Annotated in this window: 16 protein-coding genes; 9 read left to right on the forward strand and 7 right to left on the reverse strand. The window is 62.7% G+C overall.

What is annotated here, in order from left to right:
* Positions 1 to 63: 63 nt before the first annotated feature.
* Positions 64 to 1824: an ATP-binding cassette domain-containing protein gene (locus BS300_RS08665; protein WP_071912186.1), complete on the forward strand. Its 1761-nt coding sequence runs from the start codon at positions 64 to 66 to the stop codon at positions 1822 to 1824.
* 68 nt (positions 1825 to 1892) lie between these two features.
* Entirely contained in the window at positions 1893 to 2429 is a 537-nt protein-coding gene (locus tag BS300_RS08670) for a GNAT family N-acetyltransferase (protein ID WP_071912188.1), read from the forward strand.
* A 41-nt stretch (positions 2430 to 2470) separates the two neighbouring features.
* Here the strand turns inward: BS300_RS08670 and yjeH are convergent, their stop codons facing one another.
* Both yjeH and BS300_RS08680 read right to left on the reverse strand, forming a co-directional pair.
* A complete protein-coding gene (gene yjeH, locus BS300_RS08675; RefSeq protein ID WP_071912190.1) occupies positions 2471 to 3748 on the reverse strand; it encodes an L-methionine/branched-chain amino acid transporter in 1278 nt (425 codons plus the stop codon).
* Between the two features lie 101 nt (positions 3749 to 3849).
* The gene (locus tag BS300_RS08680) at positions 3850 to 4749 is read right to left on the reverse strand and encodes a LysR family transcriptional regulator (RefSeq protein ID WP_071912191.1); all 900 of its coding nucleotides are present in this window, start codon (positions 4747 to 4749) and stop codon (positions 3850 to 3852) included.
* 156 nt (positions 4750 to 4905) lie between these two features.
* Here BS300_RS08680 and BS300_RS08685 point away from each other — a divergent pair, with 156 nt between their 5' ends.
* Positions 4906 to 5928 carry an MBL fold metallo-hydrolase gene (locus tag BS300_RS08685; protein WP_071912193.1) on the forward strand — a complete coding sequence of 341 codons (1023 nt, stop codon included), beginning with the start codon at positions 4906 to 4908 and terminating at the stop codon, positions 5926 to 5928.
* Between the two features lie 91 nt (positions 5929 to 6019).
* Positions 6020 to 6739 carry a transporter substrate-binding domain-containing protein gene (locus BS300_RS08690; protein WP_071912195.1) on the forward strand — a complete coding sequence of 240 codons (720 nt, stop codon included), beginning with the start codon at positions 6020 to 6022 and terminating at the stop codon, positions 6737 to 6739.
* Between the two features lie 79 nt (positions 6740 to 6818).
* Here the strand turns inward: BS300_RS08690 and BS300_RS08695 are convergent, their stop codons facing one another.
* Complete coding sequence (locus BS300_RS08695) at positions 6819 to 8111, reverse strand: HAAAP family serine/threonine permease (RefSeq protein WP_071912197.1); 1293 nt, start codon at positions 8109 to 8111, stop codon at positions 6819 to 6821.
* Positions 8112 to 8605: 494 nt separating this feature from the next.
* Between BS300_RS08695 and BS300_RS08700 the strand changes: the two genes are divergently transcribed.
* Together BS300_RS08700 and BS300_RS08705 are read left to right on the forward strand one after the other, a co-directional pair.
* Positions 8606 to 9544: a LysR family transcriptional regulator gene (locus BS300_RS08700; protein ID WP_071912199.1), complete on the forward strand. Its 939-nt coding sequence runs from the start codon at positions 8606 to 8608 to the stop codon at positions 9542 to 9544.
* Positions 9545 to 9617: 73 nt separating this feature from the next.
* Positions 9618 to 11030, forward strand: a complete 1413-nt coding sequence (locus tag BS300_RS08705) for an MATE family efflux transporter (protein ID WP_071912201.1) — start codon at positions 9618 to 9620, stop codon at positions 11028 to 11030.
* Between the two features lie 86 nt (positions 11031 to 11116).
* Here the strand turns inward: BS300_RS08705 and alsS are convergent, their stop codons facing one another.
* Both alsS and budA read right to left on the reverse strand, forming a co-directional pair.
* Positions 11117 to 12787 (reverse strand): acetolactate synthase AlsS, encoded by a 1671-nt coding sequence (alsS, locus tag BS300_RS08710; RefSeq protein WP_042032863.1) that lies wholly within the window; start codon positions 12785 to 12787, stop codon positions 11117 to 11119.
* An 18-nt stretch (positions 12788 to 12805) separates the two neighbouring features.
* Positions 12806 to 13600: an acetolactate decarboxylase gene (gene budA, locus BS300_RS08715; RefSeq protein ID WP_041208120.1), complete on the reverse strand. Its 795-nt coding sequence runs from the start codon at positions 13598 to 13600 to the stop codon at positions 12806 to 12808.
* 108 nt (positions 13601 to 13708) lie between these two features.
* Between budA and BS300_RS08720 the strand changes: the two genes are divergently transcribed.
* A complete protein-coding gene (locus BS300_RS08720; protein WP_071912202.1) occupies positions 13709 to 14620 on the forward strand; it encodes a LysR family transcriptional regulator in 912 nt (303 codons plus the stop codon).
* A 22-nt stretch (positions 14621 to 14642) separates the two neighbouring features.
* Here the strand turns inward: BS300_RS08720 and tyrS are convergent, their stop codons facing one another.
* On the reverse strand, positions 14643 to 15842 hold the full coding sequence (gene tyrS / locus BS300_RS08725; RefSeq protein ID WP_041208119.1) for a tyrosine--tRNA ligase: 1200 nt from the start codon (positions 15840 to 15842) through the stop codon (positions 14643 to 14645).
* Positions 15843 to 15951: 109 nt separating this feature from the next.
* Here tyrS and BS300_RS08730 point away from each other — a divergent pair, with 109 nt between their 5' ends.
* Together BS300_RS08730 and BS300_RS08735 are read left to right on the forward strand one after the other, a co-directional pair.
* Positions 15952 to 17289, forward strand: a complete 1338-nt coding sequence (locus tag BS300_RS08730) for a peptidoglycan DD-metalloendopeptidase family protein (RefSeq protein ID WP_042032862.1) — start codon at positions 15952 to 15954, stop codon at positions 17287 to 17289.
* Positions 17290 to 17413: 124 nt separating this feature from the next.
* Entirely contained in the window at positions 17414 to 18532 is a 1119-nt protein-coding gene (locus BS300_RS08735) for an anhydro-N-acetylmuramic acid kinase (RefSeq protein ID WP_071912205.1), read from the forward strand.
* An 81-nt stretch (positions 18533 to 18613) separates the two neighbouring features.
* On the opposite strand, the gene BS300_RS08740 is transcribed toward BS300_RS08735, so the two are convergent.
* Positions 18614 to 19075 carry a GNAT family N-acetyltransferase gene (locus tag BS300_RS08740; RefSeq protein ID WP_071912207.1) on the reverse strand — a complete coding sequence of 154 codons (462 nt, stop codon included), beginning with the start codon at positions 19073 to 19075 and terminating at the stop codon, positions 18614 to 18616.
* Positions 19076 to 19742: the final 667 nt, after the last annotated feature.

Below are 19742 nucleotides of genomic sequence, written 5' to 3' on the forward strand. Positions count from 1 at the left end.
CCGTTGTCGCCAGCGCTCCTGATGACAGGGATTTTCGATCCCGCGATTTAAGAGAGCAAGAGCATGACAACCCTGATGAGTACCCATTCCCTGCAGATGAGTGCGGGGCACCTTCCGTTATTTGACAATCTCGAACTCGGCATCCGCGCAGGTGACAGGCTCGGCCTGATTGGCGCCAACGGTTGCGGCAAGAGCACATTGCTGGCGCTGCTGGCGGGCGAGCGCATGCCTCAAGCTGGCCGTGTCGTGCAGGCCGCAGCCTGCCGCTGCGAGTTCGTGGCCCAGCAACTACCCGCCGGGCTCTCTACCCTCAGCACCCGCGCAGTGCTGTTTGACGTGCTGGGCAACGACCCGAGCGCCGAATGGCAGGTGGACAAGCTGCTGACCGAGTTGCAGCTGGAGGCTCAGGCCACGCTACCGGTCAGTGCACTCAGCGGCGGCCAGCACAGCCGGCTGCAGATAGGCCGTGCCCTGCTGCGCCAACCCAACCTGCTGCTGCTCGATGAGCCCAGCAACCATCTGGATCTGCCCGCCCTGCTCTGGCTCGAGCAGTTTCTGCTGGGCTGGCGCGGCGCCTTCGTGCTGGTCTCCCACGATGGCCGTCTGCTGGACCGGGTCACCGAGCAGACCCTGATCCTGCGCGATGGCGAGCTGCACCGCTTCGCCCTGCCCTGCAGCCAAGCGCGAGCGGCGTTGGCCGCCGAGGATGAGCAGGCCCGCCTGCGCCGGGCTGACGAGCAAAAAGAGATCGACCGCCTGAGCGCCAGCAGCAAACGCCTCGCCATCTGGGGGCGAGAGCATGACAACGAGAAGCTGGTGCGTCAGGCCAAATCCATGGAGAAGCGCATCGCCCGCCTGCAGGAGGAGCAGAGTCAAGTGGCAGCGCTGGCCCCCTGGCGGCTCGAGCTGCGCGGAGTGAGCCTGCCTGCCGACACGCTGCTGCGAATGGAGGCCCTCGACGTATCGCCAGCGCCAGCATTGCCGCCGCTGCTGCGCGCCGAAGGACTCTGGCTGCGGGCGGGAGACAAGGTCGCGCTGCTCGGAGCCAACGGCACCGGCAAGTCCTCCCTGCTGCGCCAGTGCTGGCGCGAACTGGCCGCGCAGAGCCCGCAGGCGGGCTGGTACTGCCACCCCGGCGCCAGCATCGCCTATTACGATCAGTCCCTGCAGCAGCTGGCTGACGACGCCGCCCTGAGCGATGCCCTCTACCCGCTGGCTCCTCTGCCGGAGACGACCCGGCGTCAGGCGCTGATCCGGGCGGGCTTCCCCTATGCCCGCCACGGCCAGCAGGTACGTACCTTGAGCGGGGGCGAGCGGGCACGGCTGCTGTTTCTCGCCCTGTCCCTCGGCAGCCACCACATGCTCTGGCTCGACGAGCCCACCAACCACCTGGATCTGGCAGGCAAGGAGGAGCTGGCTGAGGCAATTGCCGCCTTCCCGGGTGGCGCGCTGCTGGTCTCCCACGATCGGGAGCTGATCGAGCGCAGCTGCAACCGCTTCTGGCTGATCAGGGACGGGCAGATCCGGGAGGCCCACAGCGCCGAGCGGGCCTATGCCGAACTGCTCGGCGATGCCCCCTTGCCGGCAGCAGACAAGGCAAGCAGGGCCCTCCCCGCAACAGCGCAGGCACTGGCCGCCCCCGCCATGGGGAAGGCCCTGGCTGAACAGGCAGATGACGAAGAGGCGCTGCTGGCACGCTGGTATGAACTCGATGCCCTGCTCGCCGCCGATCTGGCCCGCAAGCCCAGGCACCAGACCCCGTGCCTGCAGCAGCAGTGGCAGAGCGAGCTGACGCACCTTGCCGAGCGGCTCGGCTTTGTCTGATGCCAGCATCATCCATCCCGTATTACTCAACTAACGCGGCCAACCCGGGTTGGCCGCAAGGAGTCATCATGACAGCAACACAACCCGACATCAGGCTGGACCCCGTCACCGATGCCGACCTGCCCCACATCTTCCGCGGTCTGTCGGATCCGCGAGTCGTCGCCTACTACGGCGTCAGCTACGACAGCCTGACGGCGTGCCAGGCCCAGATGACGTGGTATGCAGAGTTGACCCGTACCGGCAGCGGCGCCTGGCACCTTATTCGTGACCGACACACGGGCGAGCCGCTCGGCGCCATCGGTTACAACGATGCCGACCCGACTCACCAGCGGGCCGAACTGGGCTACTGGCTCTATCCCGAGCATTGGGGCAAGGGGGTGATGAGCGCGGCGCTGCAACTGTGGCTGCCGCTCACTTACCGCACTACCGAGCTGCACCGGCTGCTGGCGGTGGTGGAGGAGCCCAACCTCTCCTCCGCCCGTCTGCTGGAGCGGGCCGGTTTTCACTACGAGGGCACGGCGCGGGAGTGCGAACGCAAGGGGGATGGCTTCATCTCCCTGCGCCACTACGCCATCTTGCGCAGCGACCTGCCCGCAAGCCGCTGACAGGCAACAACAAGCCCCGCACTGCGGGGCTTTTTCAGGGGCTACTTGATGGCGCAAATATCGTCAGAGGTCAGCAGCCGGCGTCTGCGCCGCCACAGGGAGAAGCAACCGTAGCCAAGAGTGAGCACTACCGCATAGAGCACCTGGGAGGCGAGCGCCACCAGCACCAGAGCACAGAGCAGCACACTCACCCCCGCCAGCCCCTTGCCCACCCCGCCGAGCAGGCGCCAGCCCGCCGCCATGCAGAGCAGGTAGACCAGCACGAAGTTGCCGTTGGCGTAGCGGATCAGCTCATCGAGCGGCAGTCGCAGCCAGATGATGAGGGTGATGCAGAGCAGACAGATGGCGAGTACCAGAGTAAGCGCCCGCAGCGGCGCGCCGCGGGCGGTGAGTACGGCCAGCGAGGGGGGCAACTTGCCTTCGCGCGCCATGCTCCAGATCAGCCGGGCAAAGCCCTGAATGTAGATATTGATGCTGGCAAAGCAGGAGAGGTAGCCGAGCACCGCCACCAACCACTTGGCGGTGGGGCCGAACAGCAGCGCCAGCAGGGAGGGGATGGCGGTAGCGTTTTTCGCCTCATCGCCGTAGAGGCCATATTTGAGCACCACCAGCGAGTGGATCCAGTAGATGAGCCCCGCCAGCAGCACCCCGCCAAGCAGGGCGATGGGGTAGTCCCGCTCCGGCCGCTTGAACTCCTCCCCCATATGGGCGAAGGCTTCCAGCCCGACGAAACACCAGAACATCACCGCCAGCGCGGTGGCCATGGCGGGCCACTCGTCCGCGCTCGGCAGCGGCCGGGCCGCATCGCGCCAGCTCACCTCCCCCTTGAACCAGATAAGCAGGGTGAGCCCCAAAATGGCGAGCGCGATCAGCAACTGCAGGTTGCCGGAAGAGCGCGCCCCGCGCAGCCCCAGCAGAAAGACCCCGAGCAGGGTCAGCAGCTGGATGGCCCAGAGGGTCCACTCCCCCATCTCGAACAGGGCGTGCCAGAAGCCGGCGGCAATCATCAGGGCGGCAGGCAGCCCCACCGGCAGCACAGCCAGAAAGAGGAAGGCGGAGAAGCGCTCGGCGCCGTTGCCAAAGGCGAGGCCAATCAGGTGCGGCGCACCGCCCGCATGGGGATAACGACGGCCGAGGCGAGCGAAGGTAAAGGCGATGGGCAGCACCAACGCAATCAGCAGCAACCAGGCCCAGAGCGAGGCCCCACCCGCCAGCGAGGCGGCAGTCGCCGGTACCACGAAGATCCCGGTGCCGAGCAGCGAGGTGGCGAGCAGCCCCATCCCCTGCCAGAGCCCGAGATCCTTTTTCAACCCAGACATATCCTTTTGTCCTGACTAAAAAAACATCCCGCCATGTTAGGCCTGCCCCGCCCCTTTGTTAAGTACGATGGTTAAGCGCGGTGGCGAAAATATGCAGCCTTTTATTCAGGCTCGGGCTCAGCTTGCAGGGATTCGGCCAGAAAATCCCCCAGCAGGGTGATCTTGAGCACCTGCCGCCGCGCCGCCGGATAGATGAAGTAGAGGGTCTTGGCCGGGCTCTGATAGTTGCCAAGCAGCGGCAGCAGACGCCCGGCAGCGATATGGTCATGCACCTGTTCGGCAGGCTGCAAGGTGATGCCGGCCCCGGACAGTGCCGCCGTCAGCAGCGCCGGCCAGTGGTTGATGCGCAGGCGCGAGACGACCCGCACCTCCTCGCTCTGGCCATCGCCCCCGACAAACTGCCAGCGCTCGTGCTCGCCCCAGTTGCCATGCAGACACTGGTGGCGGGCGAGATCGGCCGGATGACGGGGCACCCCGTGACGATTGAGGTAGTCGGGCGCAGCGCAGAGGCGGTAGTGCTGGGTCAGCAGCGGGCGGGCAATCAGCGCCTCATCCTGCGGGCGCAGGGTACGGATGGCGGCGTCAAACCCCTCCTCCACCAGATCGACCCAGCGCGGGGTAAGCTGCAGATCCACCTCCAGCTTGGGATAACGGTCGAGAAAAGCGGGCAACAGCGGCACCAGCCGGTGGTGGCCAAAACTGAGGGGGGCGGCGATGCGCAGCCGTCCGGCCGGCTCGGCCAGCAGATTCTGGGTGAGTGACTCGGTCAGAGCCAGCTCCTCCAGCACCCGCTGGCAACGAGCGAGAAAGAGCTGGCCCAGCTCGGTCAGGGTCTGCTGGCGGGTGGTCTTGTGAAACAGCTTGCCCCCCAGCCACTGCTCCAGCCCCAGCACATGCTTGCCCACCATCTGGGCGCTGATCCCCTCTTCGCTCGCCACCGCGCTGTAGGAGCCGAGATCCACCACCCGGGTGAAGATACGCATGCTGGTCAGTCGGTCCACAACCCCTCCTTTTTGCCCGTTTCAAGGCCATTTGGCCCGCGACAAGGGCTCTAATTCACAACCAAAAGTTTAGTAAGAAATGATTTTTAGCCAATTTATCGCACTTTTGGTTACCAATATAGTGGCCAGCAACGCCACCAAACAGGACATATCCCCATGAAAAGCACCTATCTGGCCGCCCTGCTGGTCGGTCTGCTGACCACCGGTGTCAGCCAGGCGGCCGAAAGCAGCTTTATCAACAACCACGATCAGGCCCCGGCCACGGCAACTCAAGCCCGGCCCGATATCTTCCGGGTCAGCCTGCTCGGCACCGGCACCCCGGTGCCCCAGATCAGTCGCGGCGGCTACAGCACTCTGGTCGAGGCGGGCAACCAGAAGCTGGTGTTCGACTTTGGCCGCAACTCCGCTACCCGCCTGTGGCAGCTGCATATCCCCATCGGCCGGGTCAACGCCTTCTTCCTCACCCACTTCCACTCGGATCACACCAACGGGCTGGCGGATCTCTGGCTGACCGGCTGGCTGCAACCGGCCTATGGCCAGCGCCATGCACCGATGGAGCTTTACGGGCCCAAGGGCACCGATGCCCTGGCTCATGGCCTGCAGCAGGCCTACGCCACCGATATCGCTACCCGGGTCAAGGATGAGGGGACGCCGCTGGACGGGGTGAAGATCAACAGCCACGAGGTGACTGCCGGGGTGGTCTACGACTGGGATGGGGTCAAGGTGACCGCCTTTGACAACGACCACGGGGTCAACATCAAGCCGTCGTTTGGCTATCGCATCGACTACCACGGCCACAGCGTGGTGCTCTCCGGCGATACCCGCTACAGCCCGCAGGTGGTGAAAGAGGCCAAGGGGGCCGATCTGCTGGTGCACTGCGTCTCCATGACCTCTGCCGAGCAGATGAAGGCCAACCCGGGCTACAAGGCGATCGCCGGGCACCTCGCCTCCCCCGAGCAGGCCGCCCGCGTTCTGAACGAAGCCAGACCGGCCCTGACCGTGTTCAGCCACATCGGGCTCAACGGCAAGATCACGGTCAAAGATCTGGCGCAGGATCTGCGTGCCCGCTACACAGGCCCCTTCGTCATCGGCAATGACCTGATGCAGATTGACCTGCCCACTACGCCGTCCGGCAAGGGCTACGCCCTCTGGCAGGCGGAGAATATCGACAACAAATAGGTGACATGGATGCCGGTCAGTCATGACCGGCATCCGCAATCGGCACCACAGGGCTATCTTTAAGAGGTGTTTGACCACAAGGAGTTATCTCATGAGTCTGAATTGGAAGCACCTCGCCCTGGCCACCCTTCCCCTGCTCGGCATGACAGCCGCTCAGGCGGCGCAGTTGACCAGCCTTGAATGGCCCCCCTATACCAGTGCCAGCCTGCCTGAACAGGGCAAGACCAGTCAGGTGGTGACCGCGGCCTTTGCCCTGGCCGGCGACCCGCTGACCATCAAGTTCTACCCCTGGCAGCGGGCGGTGGACGAGGCGACCAACAACCCCGAAGTGCTCGGCTATTTCCCCGAGTATCTCGATCCCAAGAGCAGCTGCCTCTTCTCCGATCCCATAGGCCACGGCCCTCTCGGCTTTGCCCAGCGGGCCGATCAGCCGGTGAGCTGGCAGAGTCTGGACGATCTGAAGGGCAAGAAGATCGGGGTCGTCACCGGTTACGTCAACACTACCGAGTTTGACCAGAAGGTGGCCAGCAAGGCGCTCTCGGCCGATGCAACCACCTCGGACAGCCAGAACCTGCTCAAGCTGGGTAACGGCCGGCTCGATCTGGCGGTCATCGACCAGAACGTGATGACCTATCTGCTCGAGAGCGATCCCCACCTCAAGGGGGTCGCCGCCAACCTCGCTTTCAACAGCAAGATCCTCGAGGACAAGTCGCTCCACGTCTGCTTTACCAACTCCGCCAAGGGCAAGGAGGCGCGGGACAAATTCAACAAGGCGCTGGCCAGCGACGAGGTGAAGAAGCTGATGAAGTAACGCTCTTCGCCGCAAACAGCCATAAAAAAAGCCGCCTCTTGCGAGGTGGCTTTTTCATTCAACAGATTGACCGGAGTTATCAGGCAATCAGCTTGTAGATGATGCCGGACATGGCGATCAGGCCGATGATGGTCACGAAGCCGTTGCTGATGTTGCCAGCGTATTTGCGCATGGCAGGAACCTTGGCGATGGCGTACATCGGCATCAGGAACAGCAGCATTGCGATGATCGGGCCGCCCAGATCTTCGATCATGCCGAGGATGCTCGGGTTGATGGTAGCGATGGCCCAGGTGGTCAGGATCATGAAGATCGCGGTCACTTTGTTCAGCTGCTTGACGTCAACGTTCTTGCCCTTTTCACGCAGTGACTTGGCCATCAGGCCGTTCATGCCCTCTTGCGCACCCAGGTAGTGACCCAGGAAGGATTTGCTGATGGCAACCATGGCGATCAGCGGAGCCACAGTGGCGATAACCGGGTTGTCGAAGTGGTTGGCCAGATAGGACAGGATGGAGATGTTCTGTTCTTTGGCAGCAGCCAGGTCAGCCGGAGAGAGGCTCAGTACGCAGCTGAATACGAAGAACATAACGGTCATCACCATCATGACGTGGGCGCCCAGCAGGATGTTGCTGCACTTCTTCTCGGCGTTCTCACCGTAACGACCTTTGTTGTCCACCGCGAAGGAGGAGATGATCGGGGAGTGGTTGAAGGAGAACACCATTACCGGGATAGCCAGCCACAGGGTCTTGATGAAGTCGCCGTTGAAGGCATCACCCAGCGCCGGAGCTTCAGTGATGATGGCACCGTTCCAGTGCGGGATCAGGTAGAGCGCCAGGCCCATCAGGGTGAGCACGAACGGGAATACCAGCACGCTCATCGCTTTGACGATAACCTGGCCGCCGAGGCGAACGATCGCCATCAGACCGAGGATCAGCGCCAGAGACAGGATGGCACGGGGAGGTGCAGTCATGCCCAGCTGGTGAACCATCAGGCTCTCGACGGTGTTGGTGATGGCTACTGAATACATCAGCAGGATCGGGTAGATGGCAAAGAAGTAGAGCAGGGTGATGAACTTGCCTGCGGTCTTGCCGAAGTGCTCTTCTACTACTTCGGTGATGTCGCCATCACGGGTAGAACCGGACAGCACGAAGCGGGTCAGGCCACGGTGGGCGAAGAAGGTCAGCGGCAGGGCCAGGATCAGCATGGCAACCAGCGGCCACAGGCCACCTACACCGGCGTTGATCGGCAGGAAGAGCACACCGGCACCGATTGCGGTACCGTACAGGCCCAGCATCCAGACCACATCGGCCTTGTTGATGCCACGAGCGGCGTTGCTGGCTACACGACCATCAGCTGCAATATTCATGTCAGACATAAGTTGTTCCTGTCATCTAGGAAAAATGGGATTCTTGTTCATTCGGGCCTTGGCCCGGTTCCATCTCCCTGGAACGCCTGCTCTTCTTCCCTGTAGCTCTCACGCCCCGGCAATCTGGTCATCACTCCATGTAACAACAAGAATGCAACAAACAACGGCATGAGTTTTTGACTCTGAGGGGGGACACCTGCTCGCCTTAACAACTCGACAACATGCGTCTCTCTCGATGGGGTGACTTTAATTAAATGACCTTATTAATCACAGCGTTTTTTTGAATTAATCAACCAAAGTTTGATTCGAGTCGCCTTTCGGACGACTAAGATCACACTCAAGGCGCCTTGTTGTGAGTTTTTTTTAACATTTAAAATTAGTTTCACTGGATTCAATGAATTTTGATATTTTACATTTTTAAAACAAACGACCATTTCCGGGTGGATTGTATGCAGCATCCCCTTGGCGTACCCTTGTGATTCACGCCTTTTTGTTGACTCAAGATGACCATAACCCGTACCGATCTCGCCGAACTGGCGGTGTTTGCCGCCGTCGCCCGCCATCGCAGTTTCAGCAAAGCCGCCCTCGAACTCGGCGTCTCCGCCTCCGCCATCAGCCACAGCCTGAAGGGGATGGAGGAGCGACTGGGGGTGCGGTTGCTCAACCGCAGTACCCGGGCCGTGGTGCCGACCGAAGCGGGCCAACGGCTGCTAAAGCAGCTGCTCCCCACCCTCAATACCCTCGAAGAAGCGCTTGCCGAGCTGGCCCGCAACAGCGATGAACCAGTGGGCAGGCTCAAGCTCTGCGCCCCGCGCAACGCCATCGACAGCCTGCTGGCGCCGGTACTCATCGACTATCTGGCCCGTTATCCGCGGATGCAGGTGGAGGTAGTGGAGCAGGAGCTGATGCCGCGCATGATCGAGGATGGCTTCGATGCCGCCCTCTTTTACGGGGATCTGCTGCCCAAGGAGATGATCGCCATTCCGCTCGGGCCGCCCCAGCGCTATCTGGTGGTGGGCTCTCCCGCCTATCTGGCGCAAAACGGCACGCCGGAGCACCCGAGCGAGCTGAGCCGCCACGCCTGCATCGGCTATCGCCTCACGCCACACCACCACTACCGCTGGGCCTTTGCCGCCGATGGCAACCTGCTGGAGATAGAGGTAACAGGGCCGCTCACCACCAGTACGCCGGCCCTCTATCTGGGCGCTGCCGAGGCGGGGTTGGGGCTGGCCTACTGCCTTGAGGAGGAGGTGAGCCAGAAGGTTGCAGAGGGGAAACTCATCACGGTGCTGGAGCCATGGAGCCCCACCTTTGCCGGCTTCTATCTCTTCTATCCGAGCCGCCATCAGCTTGGCAGCGGGCTGCGCATCCTGATCGACATGCTCAAGGCGCACTATCAAAACAGCGGATTGATGAGCAATACTCAGCAATTCATCAAGTAGAAACCTGATTATCACCAAAAAAGTATTAATCTAGACTAACTGTTCGATAACCGAGCACATCGAGAGAACAGATATGTCTGCCTACTTCACATTACGGCAACGGGCCATGACCCGTCGCTTCTGGGCCTATGCCCTCCCTTCGATCCTTGCCATGCTGGTGTCCGGTGCCTACTACCTGGTCGATGGCATCTTCGTCGGCCACTATGTGGGGGCGGCCGGTCTTGCCGGCATCAATCTGGTCTACCCGGTCATCATGGTGCTGCTCGGTCTGGCCGCCATGATCAGCATGGGCGCCGCCACCGGCATCTCCTACCAACAGGGCGCCCGCAACTTCGCGCTGGCGCGCAAGACGCTGGTCAATGCCCTCTGGCTGCTGCTGGTGCTCGGTATTACCGCCCCCATCCTGCTCTATTACCTCCACACCGATATTCTGCTGGGGCTCGGCATCGAGCAGGGTACCGAGACCTGGAAGCAGGCGAGCGACTATCTGCTCTGGATTGGCGGCGGTACCCTGCTGCTGGCGAGCAACCTGGCGGTGCCCTATCTGCTGCGCAACGACGGTCGCCCGAAACTGGCCATGGTGCTGGTGAGCAGTGGCGCCGTGCTCAACATCCTGCTCAACTACGTGATGGTGGCCAGACTGGGGCTGGGACTGATCGGTACCGCCCAGGCGACCCTGATGGCGGAAGGGGCGGTGAGCCTGATCGGCCTTGGCTACTTCTTTACTCCCTGGGCCCGGCTGCGCCTCGGCTGGCGCGACATGGTGCCGAACCTGCCCACGGTGCCGAACCTGCTCTTTACCGGTCTGCCGAGCCTGATTGCCCAGTTCAACCTCGGCCTGCTGCTGATGCTGCACAACAGCCAGCTGATGGTGTATGGCAATGTGAAGGATCTCGCCGGCTTTACCGTGGCCGGTTACACCGAGGCAGTCTTTATCGTCATCCTGCAGGGGCTGGCCTTCGGCATTCAGCCGCTCATCAGCAAGGCGGCCGGGGCCAAGCGCAATCGCGACCTCAAGTATCTGATGGAGATGGGGCTCAAGTTCACCTTCATCTACGGCATGCTGGTCTGGATCACCATCCAGCTGCTGCCCCAGCAGGTAGCCATGCTCTATACCGGCGATGACGACCCCGAGCTGCTGGCCGCCGCCGTCAGCAGTCTGCTGCTCAATCTGGGCGCCATTCCGCTGGAGGGGATCATCATGTTCGGCATCGTGCTGCTGCAATCCATGGCCCGTACCCGTCAGGCGCTGGTCATCTCGATTGCCAAAACCGTGCTGCTGCTGCCGCTCATCTTCCTGCTGCCGCTGCTGTGGGGCCGTGATGGGGTACTGATGGCCCAGCCGGCCACCGTGCTGCTGCTCACCCTGCCGCTCTGCTGGCTGCTGTGGCGTGAATGGCTGCGCCTCAAACGCGCCTGCGCCCCCACAGCCAGGCACCGCACCAAGCCAGTCAGGGCCGACGGGGCCATTCAGCTGGCTCGCTAAACTCTGCCCAAACCCTGCCTGCAATCGGCATAAAAAAACCGGCATCCCTGATGCCGGTTTTTTCATCTCTCACTGCCCGAGCCAACTCAAGCCATCACTTCCGGTCTGAGCTGGGCCATCAACCCGGGGTTGTCGCTGTAATCCACCGGAATGGCCACCACGGCCGGCCCCTCCACCGCCAGCGCGGCACGCAGGGTGGCGCGCAGCTCGTCGGCCGAGCGCACCGCAAAACCGGCCGCCCCGAACGACTCGGCGTAGCGCTTGAAGTCGATGGCACCGAACGACACGCCGGAGGTACGGCAATACTTCTGCTGCTCCTGGATCGCCACCATGTTGTAGCCGTTATCGACCCAGATGATGTGGACGATATTGCTCTTGAGCCGCACCGCCGTCTCCAACTCCATGCTCGACTGCATGAAGCTGCCATCCCCCGATACCGAGATCACCTTCTCCCCCGGCCGCACCAGCGCGGCGCCGATGGCCCACGGCAGGGCGACCCCCATGGTCTGCTGACCGTTGGAGATAAGCACCTGACGGGCGCGGAAACTGTAAAGGTAGCGAGCGATCCAGATATGGAAGCTGCCCATGTCGACGCAGAGGGTCATGTCATCGCGTACCAGATCCTGCAGCTCGCGCACGATCCGCAGCGGGTGTACCGGCGTGCCGTGCAGATCGTCGGCCCGCATCGCCAGCCGCAGCCGCTGCTGACGCACCCCTTGCAGCAGGCGATCCACCTCGGGGATGCGCAGCTTGGGCGACCCCATGCGACGGGTCAGTTGCAGCAGGTTGGCGCGGATCGACCCCAGCAGCTCCGCCGCCGGGCAGTAGCAACTGTCGATATCGGCGGGCAGCACATCGATATGGAGGATGCGGCGCACCCGGTCGCCATTCCACAGCACGGGGTCGTATTCGATGGGGCTGTAGCCGATGGCGATCACCAGATCGGCCCCTGCCAGCAGCTGATCCCCCGGCTGGTTGTTGAACAGCCCCACCCGCCCGGCGAAATCATCGAAGTGGCAGCTGTCGACCACCCCGGCCGCCTGATAAGTACCGGTCACCGGCAGCCGCGCCTTGTCGAGGAAGGCGCGCACCGCCTCGGCGTTCTCCGGCCGGCTCGCCATCAGGCCGAGCAGCACCACCGGATTGTCCGCCTCGCGAATGAGCTCGAGCGCCTGGGTCATGCTCGCCTCGTCGGCGGCGCCGGGCTCCGGCATCTCGCGCGGCACCAGCACCTCCCCCTGCACCGGCTTGTTGATGATATCCATCGGCAGGCTGACAAAGGCAGCCCCCGGGCGGCCAAACTCGGCGGCACGAAAAGCGTTGGCCATCACCTCGGAGAGGGCGGCCCCACTGTTGACCTGAGCGCTGAACTTGGTCACCGGACGGCAGAGGTTGACCGTATCCATGCTCTGGTGGGTGAGCTTGAGGCAGTCGGCGCGGCGCACTGCACCGCCCAGCGCCACCATGGGGTCCCCCTCCGAGGTGGCGGTCGCCAGCCCGGTAATAAGGTTGGAGCAACCGGGGCCCGAGGTGACCAGCGCCACCCCCGCCTTGCCGGTCAGGCGCCCCACTGCGGCGGCCATAAAGGCAGCGTTGGCCTCGTGGCGCACCACTATGGTCTCGATGGGGGAGTCCTCCAGCGCATCGAACACCCGGTCAATCTTGGCACCGGGAATACCGAACACCTGCTTGACCCCCTGCGCCTCCAGATGGCGCACCACCAGCTCGGCACCGCACTTCCACTGTCTGTTTTCCATGATATTGCTCCTTCTATATCAGCCTTCTGCGGCCTGAATGGCGCGATCGAGATCGGCGGGGTTGAGGTCGGCCTGCCGGAAAGCGGGATCCGATGGCAGGGCCAGATTGAGATGACGCACCACGGAGAGACGCAGGGTGCCGTGGGCCATGGTGTAGTCGAGCAGATGACCGCCGCCGCTGCGATCGGCGGTGATCATGTGCTCGTGAAAGCCCGCCACATTGATCCCCTGCACAAACGGCGGGCAGCGAAAGCCCACCAAAGTCCCCGCCACCGCGGCAAAGCGGAACAGCGGCTGCTGCTCGATGGCCTCCAGCATGGGGCGATAGGGCGGCTCCTGACGCGGCACGGTGCGCACCTTGGCCGACTCGAACTGGCCGTCGAGTCGCATGGCGACGAAGACGTTGTCGGATCCCACCAGCCGGTCGACCCACTGGTGAATTTCATCGCGGCTGAGGGGATGGTCGAAGCGACGCTCCAGACAGGGGCGAAAGTGGGTCATCACAGCAAAGGGGGTCTTCTGATCGGCGCGGGCGGGCCGGGCCGAGCCATCGGAGCGCAACTGGTGGATCTGGCGCTCGAAGGCGATCAGCTCGCCATCGAGGTGGTTGAAGGTACCGAGACCAAAGTCGCCGTGGCGCAGCAGCTCGCTCATGGTGGTCTCCCCTTCGTAGACCCCCGCCAGCAGGGCGCTCATCAAAGAGCTTTGGTAGATCTCGCCGCCATCGTGCTGCCTGCGCCAGCGGGAAAACTGCTGGCTCACTTCGAGGGCACACGCGCATCCGGCACTGTCAGATGTTGCAATACGTTCCATTCGGGTTTCACCTCCGGCCTGAATCCTGTTAGCGTTCGGATTCAATGGTGACCCAGATCACATTTCAACGCCAATACACCGATCCCGCGACTTTGAGACTCTTTCGATATGGAACTGCGAACCCTGCGCTACTTCATGGCGGTCGTCGACAAACAGAACTTCACCCGGGCAGCCGAGGTGCTCAACATGGCCCAGCCGCCCCTGAGCCAGCAGATCCGCAAGCTGGAAGAGAGCCTCGGCACGCCGCTGCTGCGCCGCCTGACTCGCGGCGTCGAGCTTACCGAGGCGGGCGCGAGCCTCTATCGGGATGCCACCCAGATCCTGACGCTGGCCGATGCCGCCAAACAGAAGGTGAAGCGGATCGCCCGCGGCGAGCAGGGGGCGCTGCGCATCGGCTTTGCCGGATCTACCGTGCTCCACCCCGCGGTGTTGACCCTGCTGCACGACTATCGCGAACGCTACCCCGAGGTGGCGCTCACCCCGCAGGAGGGCACCATGCCGGCACTGGTGGAGGCGCTGCGCCACGACCGGCTCGATGCCGCCATCCTGCGCCTCCCCTGCAGCGGCAGTCAGGGGCTGGATCACCACCTCATCGAGCAGGAGCCGCTGCTGATCGCCCTGCCCACCAGCCACCCCAAGGCCAAGCTCGGCCCCATCGCCCTCGCCAGCCTGCGCGATGAGAGCTTTATCCTCTTCCCCCGCGAGATTGGCCCGGGCCTTCACGACGGCATCATGGCCCTCTGCCGGGAGGCGGGATTCGAGCCGCAGCTCGGCCCCGTCTGCCCGCAGGTGATCTCCACCGTCGGCATGGTGCAGGCGGGCTTTGGCGTGACCCTGGTGCCAAGCTCGGTGGCGGCGTTGCGCCCGGTCGGGGTGAGCTATCACCCCATCGCCGGCAGCGGCCTGATGACCGCCATCAGCCTCGCTACCCGCCCCCACCCCGGCAGCGCCGTGTTGCGCCGCTTTATCGCCCAGATACAAAAAAGGCCTCCCGAAGGAGGCCTTTTACGGCAATCTTGATGCCTTGCTTGACGGTCGCGGTTTACTTGACGGTCACGCGGGCGAACTTGCGCTTGCCGACCTGATAGACGGCGGTACCGGCACCGATGAGAGCCTTGCCATCTTCCAGCTTCTCGCCATCAACCTTGACCGCGCCCTGCTTGATCATCCGCAGCGCTTCGGAGGTGGTGGCCACCAGATCGGCATCTTTCAGCAGGTTGGCAATGGCCAGACCTTCGCCTTCGAGAGCCAGCTCGACTTCCGGCATTTCGTCCGGAATGGCGTTCTTGGAGAAGCGCTGGGTGAAATCTTCGTGGGCCGCTTCGGCCGCCGCTTCGTCGTGATAACGGGCGATGATCTCTTTGGCCAGCCAGATCTTCACGTCGCGCGGGTTGAGAGTGCCGGCAGCGATGCCCGCCTTGAACTCTTCGATTTCAGCCAGCGGACGGAAGGAGAGCAGCTCGTAGTAGTTCCACATCAGATCGTCGGTGATGGACATGATCTTGCCGAACATCTCGCCCGGAGCGTCATGGACGCCGATGTAGTTGCCTGCGGACTTGGACATCTTCTTGACGCCGTCCAGACCCACCAGCAGCGGCATCATCAGCACGCACTGGGTCGCCATGCCGGCATCTTTTTGCAGCTCGCGGCCCATCAGCAGGTTGAACTTCTGGTCGGTACCGCCCAGCTCAACGTCCGCCTTCAGCGCGACCGAGTCATAGCCTTGCAGCAGCGGATAGAGGAATTCGTGAATCGCGATGGACTGGCCGTTGCTGTAGCGCTTCTTGAAGTCATCGCGCTCCATCATGCGGGCCACGGTCTGCTTGGCCGCCAGCTTGATCATGCCGGTCGCACCCAGCTCGCTCAGCCAGCTGGAGTTGTACTCGATGCGGGTCTTGGCCGGATCGAGGATCTTGAACGCCTGCTCGGCATAGGTGAGGGCGTTGTGCTTGATCGCCTCTTCGGAGAGCGGCGGACGGGTGGCGTTCTTGCCGGAGGGGTCACCCACCATGGCAGTGAAGTCACCGATCAGCAGGATCACTTCATGGCCCAGATCCTGGAAGGTTTTCAGCTTGTTGAGGATCACGGTGTGACCCAGGTGAATGTCGGGGGCCGTCGGGTCCATGCCCAGCTTGATGCGCAGCGGGCGCCCTTCCTTCAACTTGGCAACCAGTTCCTCTTCAACCAGAATTTCTTCCGCTCCGCGCTTGATCTCGGCTAGCGCCACCTCGAGCTGGGACATTTTTTGACTCTCCATCACGATTCCACAGGGCCAAACATATTACTGGAATGGCGGGCCAATTGGAAAGGCTGTAAAATCCGTCCATTCTGCCCGACTTCATCTGCATCTCATGGTTATTTGGCACGCCTTCAACTCTCTCCCTCACTGGCACCGCAAGATGGTGCTGATTTTGAGCATCATGATCATGATGCTGGCGGCCTGGCCCAGCGAGCAGGCGGTCGCCACCCGGGTCGATGAAAACGGCAACGAGATTGCCCTGCGACAGCAACAGGAAGAGAACAGCGACGACAATCTGCCCCAGGACGACATCACCGCAGATGCCGTGCAACCGGCCACCCCGCCCAAGCCGAGCTATGTCACCAAACATGTGAAGGTGCGCCGCGGCGACAACATGGGGGTGATCTTCCAGCGTCTGGGGCTCAGCACCACGGATCTGCACCTGATCGACCAGCTCGATGACAGCAACCCGCTGCGCATGTTGCAGCCGGGGCAGGAGCTCACCTTCAAGCTGACCGAAGATGGCCAGCTGCACAGCCTCTACTACCCCCACAGTCTCGAACAGGCGCTCAAGGTGAGCCGCAAGGATGACACTTTCGTCGCCCGCAGCGTCAAGATCGCCCTCGACACCCGTGAACAGGTGACCAAGGGGGAGATCCGCTCCAGCTTCTGGAGCTCCGCCGTCGAGGCGGGCATGACCGAGGATCAGATCATGGACTTGGCCGCCATCTTCGGCTGGGACATCGACTTTGCTCAGGACTTGCAGCCGGGCGACAGCTTCCGGGTGGTCTACGAAGACAAGTTCCGCGATGACGAGCGGGTTGCCTCCGGCGATATTCTGGCCGCCGAGTTCGTCAACCAGGGCACCGCCTACCGCGCCGTGCTCAATGAAGATGGCAACTACTACACCCCGGAAGGCAAAGCGATGCGCAAGAGCTTCCTGCGTGCGCCGGTCAACTTCAAATACATCAGCTCCAACTTCAACCCGCGCCGCCTCCATCCGGTGACCGGCAAGATCCGCCCCCACAACGGCATCGACTATGTGGCGCCGGTGGGCACCCCCATCATGGCGGCGGGCTCCGGCAACGTGGTGGCGGCGGGTTACAACCAGTTCAACGGCAACTACGTCTTTATCAAGCATGCCGGCAACTATGTGACCAAGTACCTGCACCTCTCCAAACGCACCGTCAACAAGGGGCAGCGGGTCAAGCAGGGGCAGACCATCGGCCTGTTGGGGGGCACCGGTCGCGTCACCGGGCCGCACCTGCACTATGAATTTGTGGTGGGCGGCGTACACAAGAACCCGCGCACCCTCAACCTGCCGCAGGCGGAGTCCCTGAGCGGACGCGAGCTGGCCAACTTCAGAAAACTGGCGACACCGCAACTGGCCAAGCTCGACAGCCCCGAGCTGCAGCTGGCCCAGAACAAGCGGGAGAGTCGCGGCAACTAAAGCCTTCAGGGCTGGCGGGGTAGCTGCCCCGTCAGCCCTTTTTATTTTGCCTGCGCATGGCTTGGCGCCATGCTGCATCGGTGTCGGGAAGCGGACTATCCCGACCAGCGAGTGAGGAGAGCCAATGGCTGAACGCTATATCGGATTGATGTCAGGCACCAGCATGGACGGCATCGACGCCGTACTGGTGGTGATCGACGGGGATCAACTGCGGGTCGAGGCGGCCCTCAGCCACCCCTGGCCCACCGCCCACGAGCTGCATGAGCTCTGCACGCCGAGCGACAACGAGATCGATCGCATGGGAGTGGCTGACAATCTGGTGGCGCGCGAATTTGCCGCCGCCACCCACGCCCTGCTGGCCAAGACGGGGCTCACGCCCGCCGATATTCGCGCCATCGGCAGCCACGGCCAGACCATCCGCCACCGCCCCCAGCTTGGCTTTACCCTGCAGATCGGCAACGCGGCCCTGCTGGCGGCGCTGACCGGCATCGACGTCATCGCCGACTTTCGTACCATGGACATGGCCCTCGGCGGTCAGGGGGCGCCGCTGGTGCCCGCCTTCCATCAAGCCTTCTTTGCCCGCCCCGGTGCATTGCGGGTAGTGCTGAACCTCGGCGGCATCGCCAATATCTCGGTGCTGCCGGGTCACGCCAACGGGGTCTATGGCTTCGATACCGGCCCGGCCAACACCCTGCTCGATGGCTGGTATCGCCGCCATCACCCCAAGGGGGCCGGCTATGATGCCGGCGGCCAGTGGGCAGCCAGCGGCCAGCTCATCCCCGAGTTGCTGGAGCAGCTCTTGGCCCACCCCTACTTCGCCGCCCCCCATCCCAAGAGCACCGGACGGGAGATGTTCACCCTGGCGTGGCTCGATGGTGAGCTGGCTGGCCGCCCCTATGTTCCGGCGGATGTGCAGCGCACCCTGCAGGCGCTCACCTGCCACAGCATCGCCCGCCAGCTGCCTGCGACTCCCGAGGCGTTCGGCGCCAGCCAGCCCAAGACCGAGCTCTTTGTCTGCGGCGGCGGCGCCTACAACACCCCGCTGCTGGCGGAGCTGGCCAGCCTGCTGCCCGGCTGGCGCATCGCCAACACCGCCGAACTGGGGATTGCTCCCGACTGGATGGAAGGGGCAGCCTTTGCCTGGCTGGCGGAGCGCTTTATCAAGCGCAAACCCGGCAACCTGCCCGCCGTCACCGGCGCCAGCCGTCCGGCGGTGCTCGGCGCCCTCTATCCGGCGGGCTGACGGGCCCATACCCGGCCTTGCTATCGCCTGTCAGCCCGCGGCTGGCAGGCTTGTTCCCCCTCTTCGATTCACCTGCGCCAGTTAATGCAGCCCCTCGATATTGAGGCTGTAGTAGTGCTCATCCTTCTCGATCTTGCCGGTAAAGCGAAAACCGAACGAGGCGTAAAGCTCTTTGGCAATCCGGTTATCCTCGTCGATCATCAGCAGCACTTCCCGATACCCCTCGCGGCCAAAGTGGGCCAGCAGCTCGCCAAAGACCTGCCGCCCCAGCCCCTGCCCCATAAAGCGGGCATCCAGCATAAAGCGGAAGATCTCGACCATGTCGCCCGGCGCATCACCCCCCTTGTACATGACAAAACCCACCAGCTCCTCTCCGCGATAAATTGCCCTGGGTTCAAAGCCCGGGAAGTAGGCCGCCTCCACCAGCGAGATGGCATTGCAGCAGAGATACTGCTCGAACAGGGTGCCCACCCCGTCCTTGTTGGTTGTCAGCTCGCACACCTCGAAGCAGTTCGAGGCGTCGATCTTCTCGATCCTGATCATCTACATCCTTCCGTTGTATCCGGCCCGCTGGCCGCGATAAATAAGCCCTCTCCTCTCTTTGCACTGTCATAACGCTGCACAGTCATAACTCTTGCATCGTCATCACGGGCAAAACCAGAGGGGAAGCCTGCCACAACAACACAGGGTTGTGCGCCCGATGGCAGGCTCAAATTGTTTCACTTGAGTAACAAAGAACAGAGACACCATTTCACTGGTGCAAAAATAGCGGGGAGCCCTGACAACAACCGATCGGGAAACCGGAGTCAGGGCAGGTGGCCGATCCTGACATGCAGGGGTGAAGGGAGTCTGAACGAGCCCGTTTGCCCGGCTCGGCGCTGCTGAAAATTCATGGCATAAGGCTGATGCGGTGGGCTCCTTGCAGCGGCGTGCCACGGGATATCCGGAAAGCCTTTTCACCGGCCCCATGCAAAAGCGCTGAATTATATTCCCGTTACATCTTTGCAGGGGCCTGAATATCCCGCGGTTACCATATTTTTGCTCTGCCAGATAGTGCTTATAAAAATGCAAAAATAGATATTTATGCGGCAAAAAATGAATGCGCTGCCAGCAAGCCTGAATAATTTGAAATTATCCTGAGTGCCAGCCCCCCCTATTTCTGGCGCCAATACCGTCGGCGCGGGCCTCGCCCTGCAGGGCGCTAAAAATG

The organism is Aeromonas sp. SCS5, from assembly GCF_001887375.1.
Classification (GTDB): domain Bacteria; phylum Pseudomonadota; class Gammaproteobacteria; order Enterobacterales; family Aeromonadaceae; genus Aeromonas; species Aeromonas jandaei.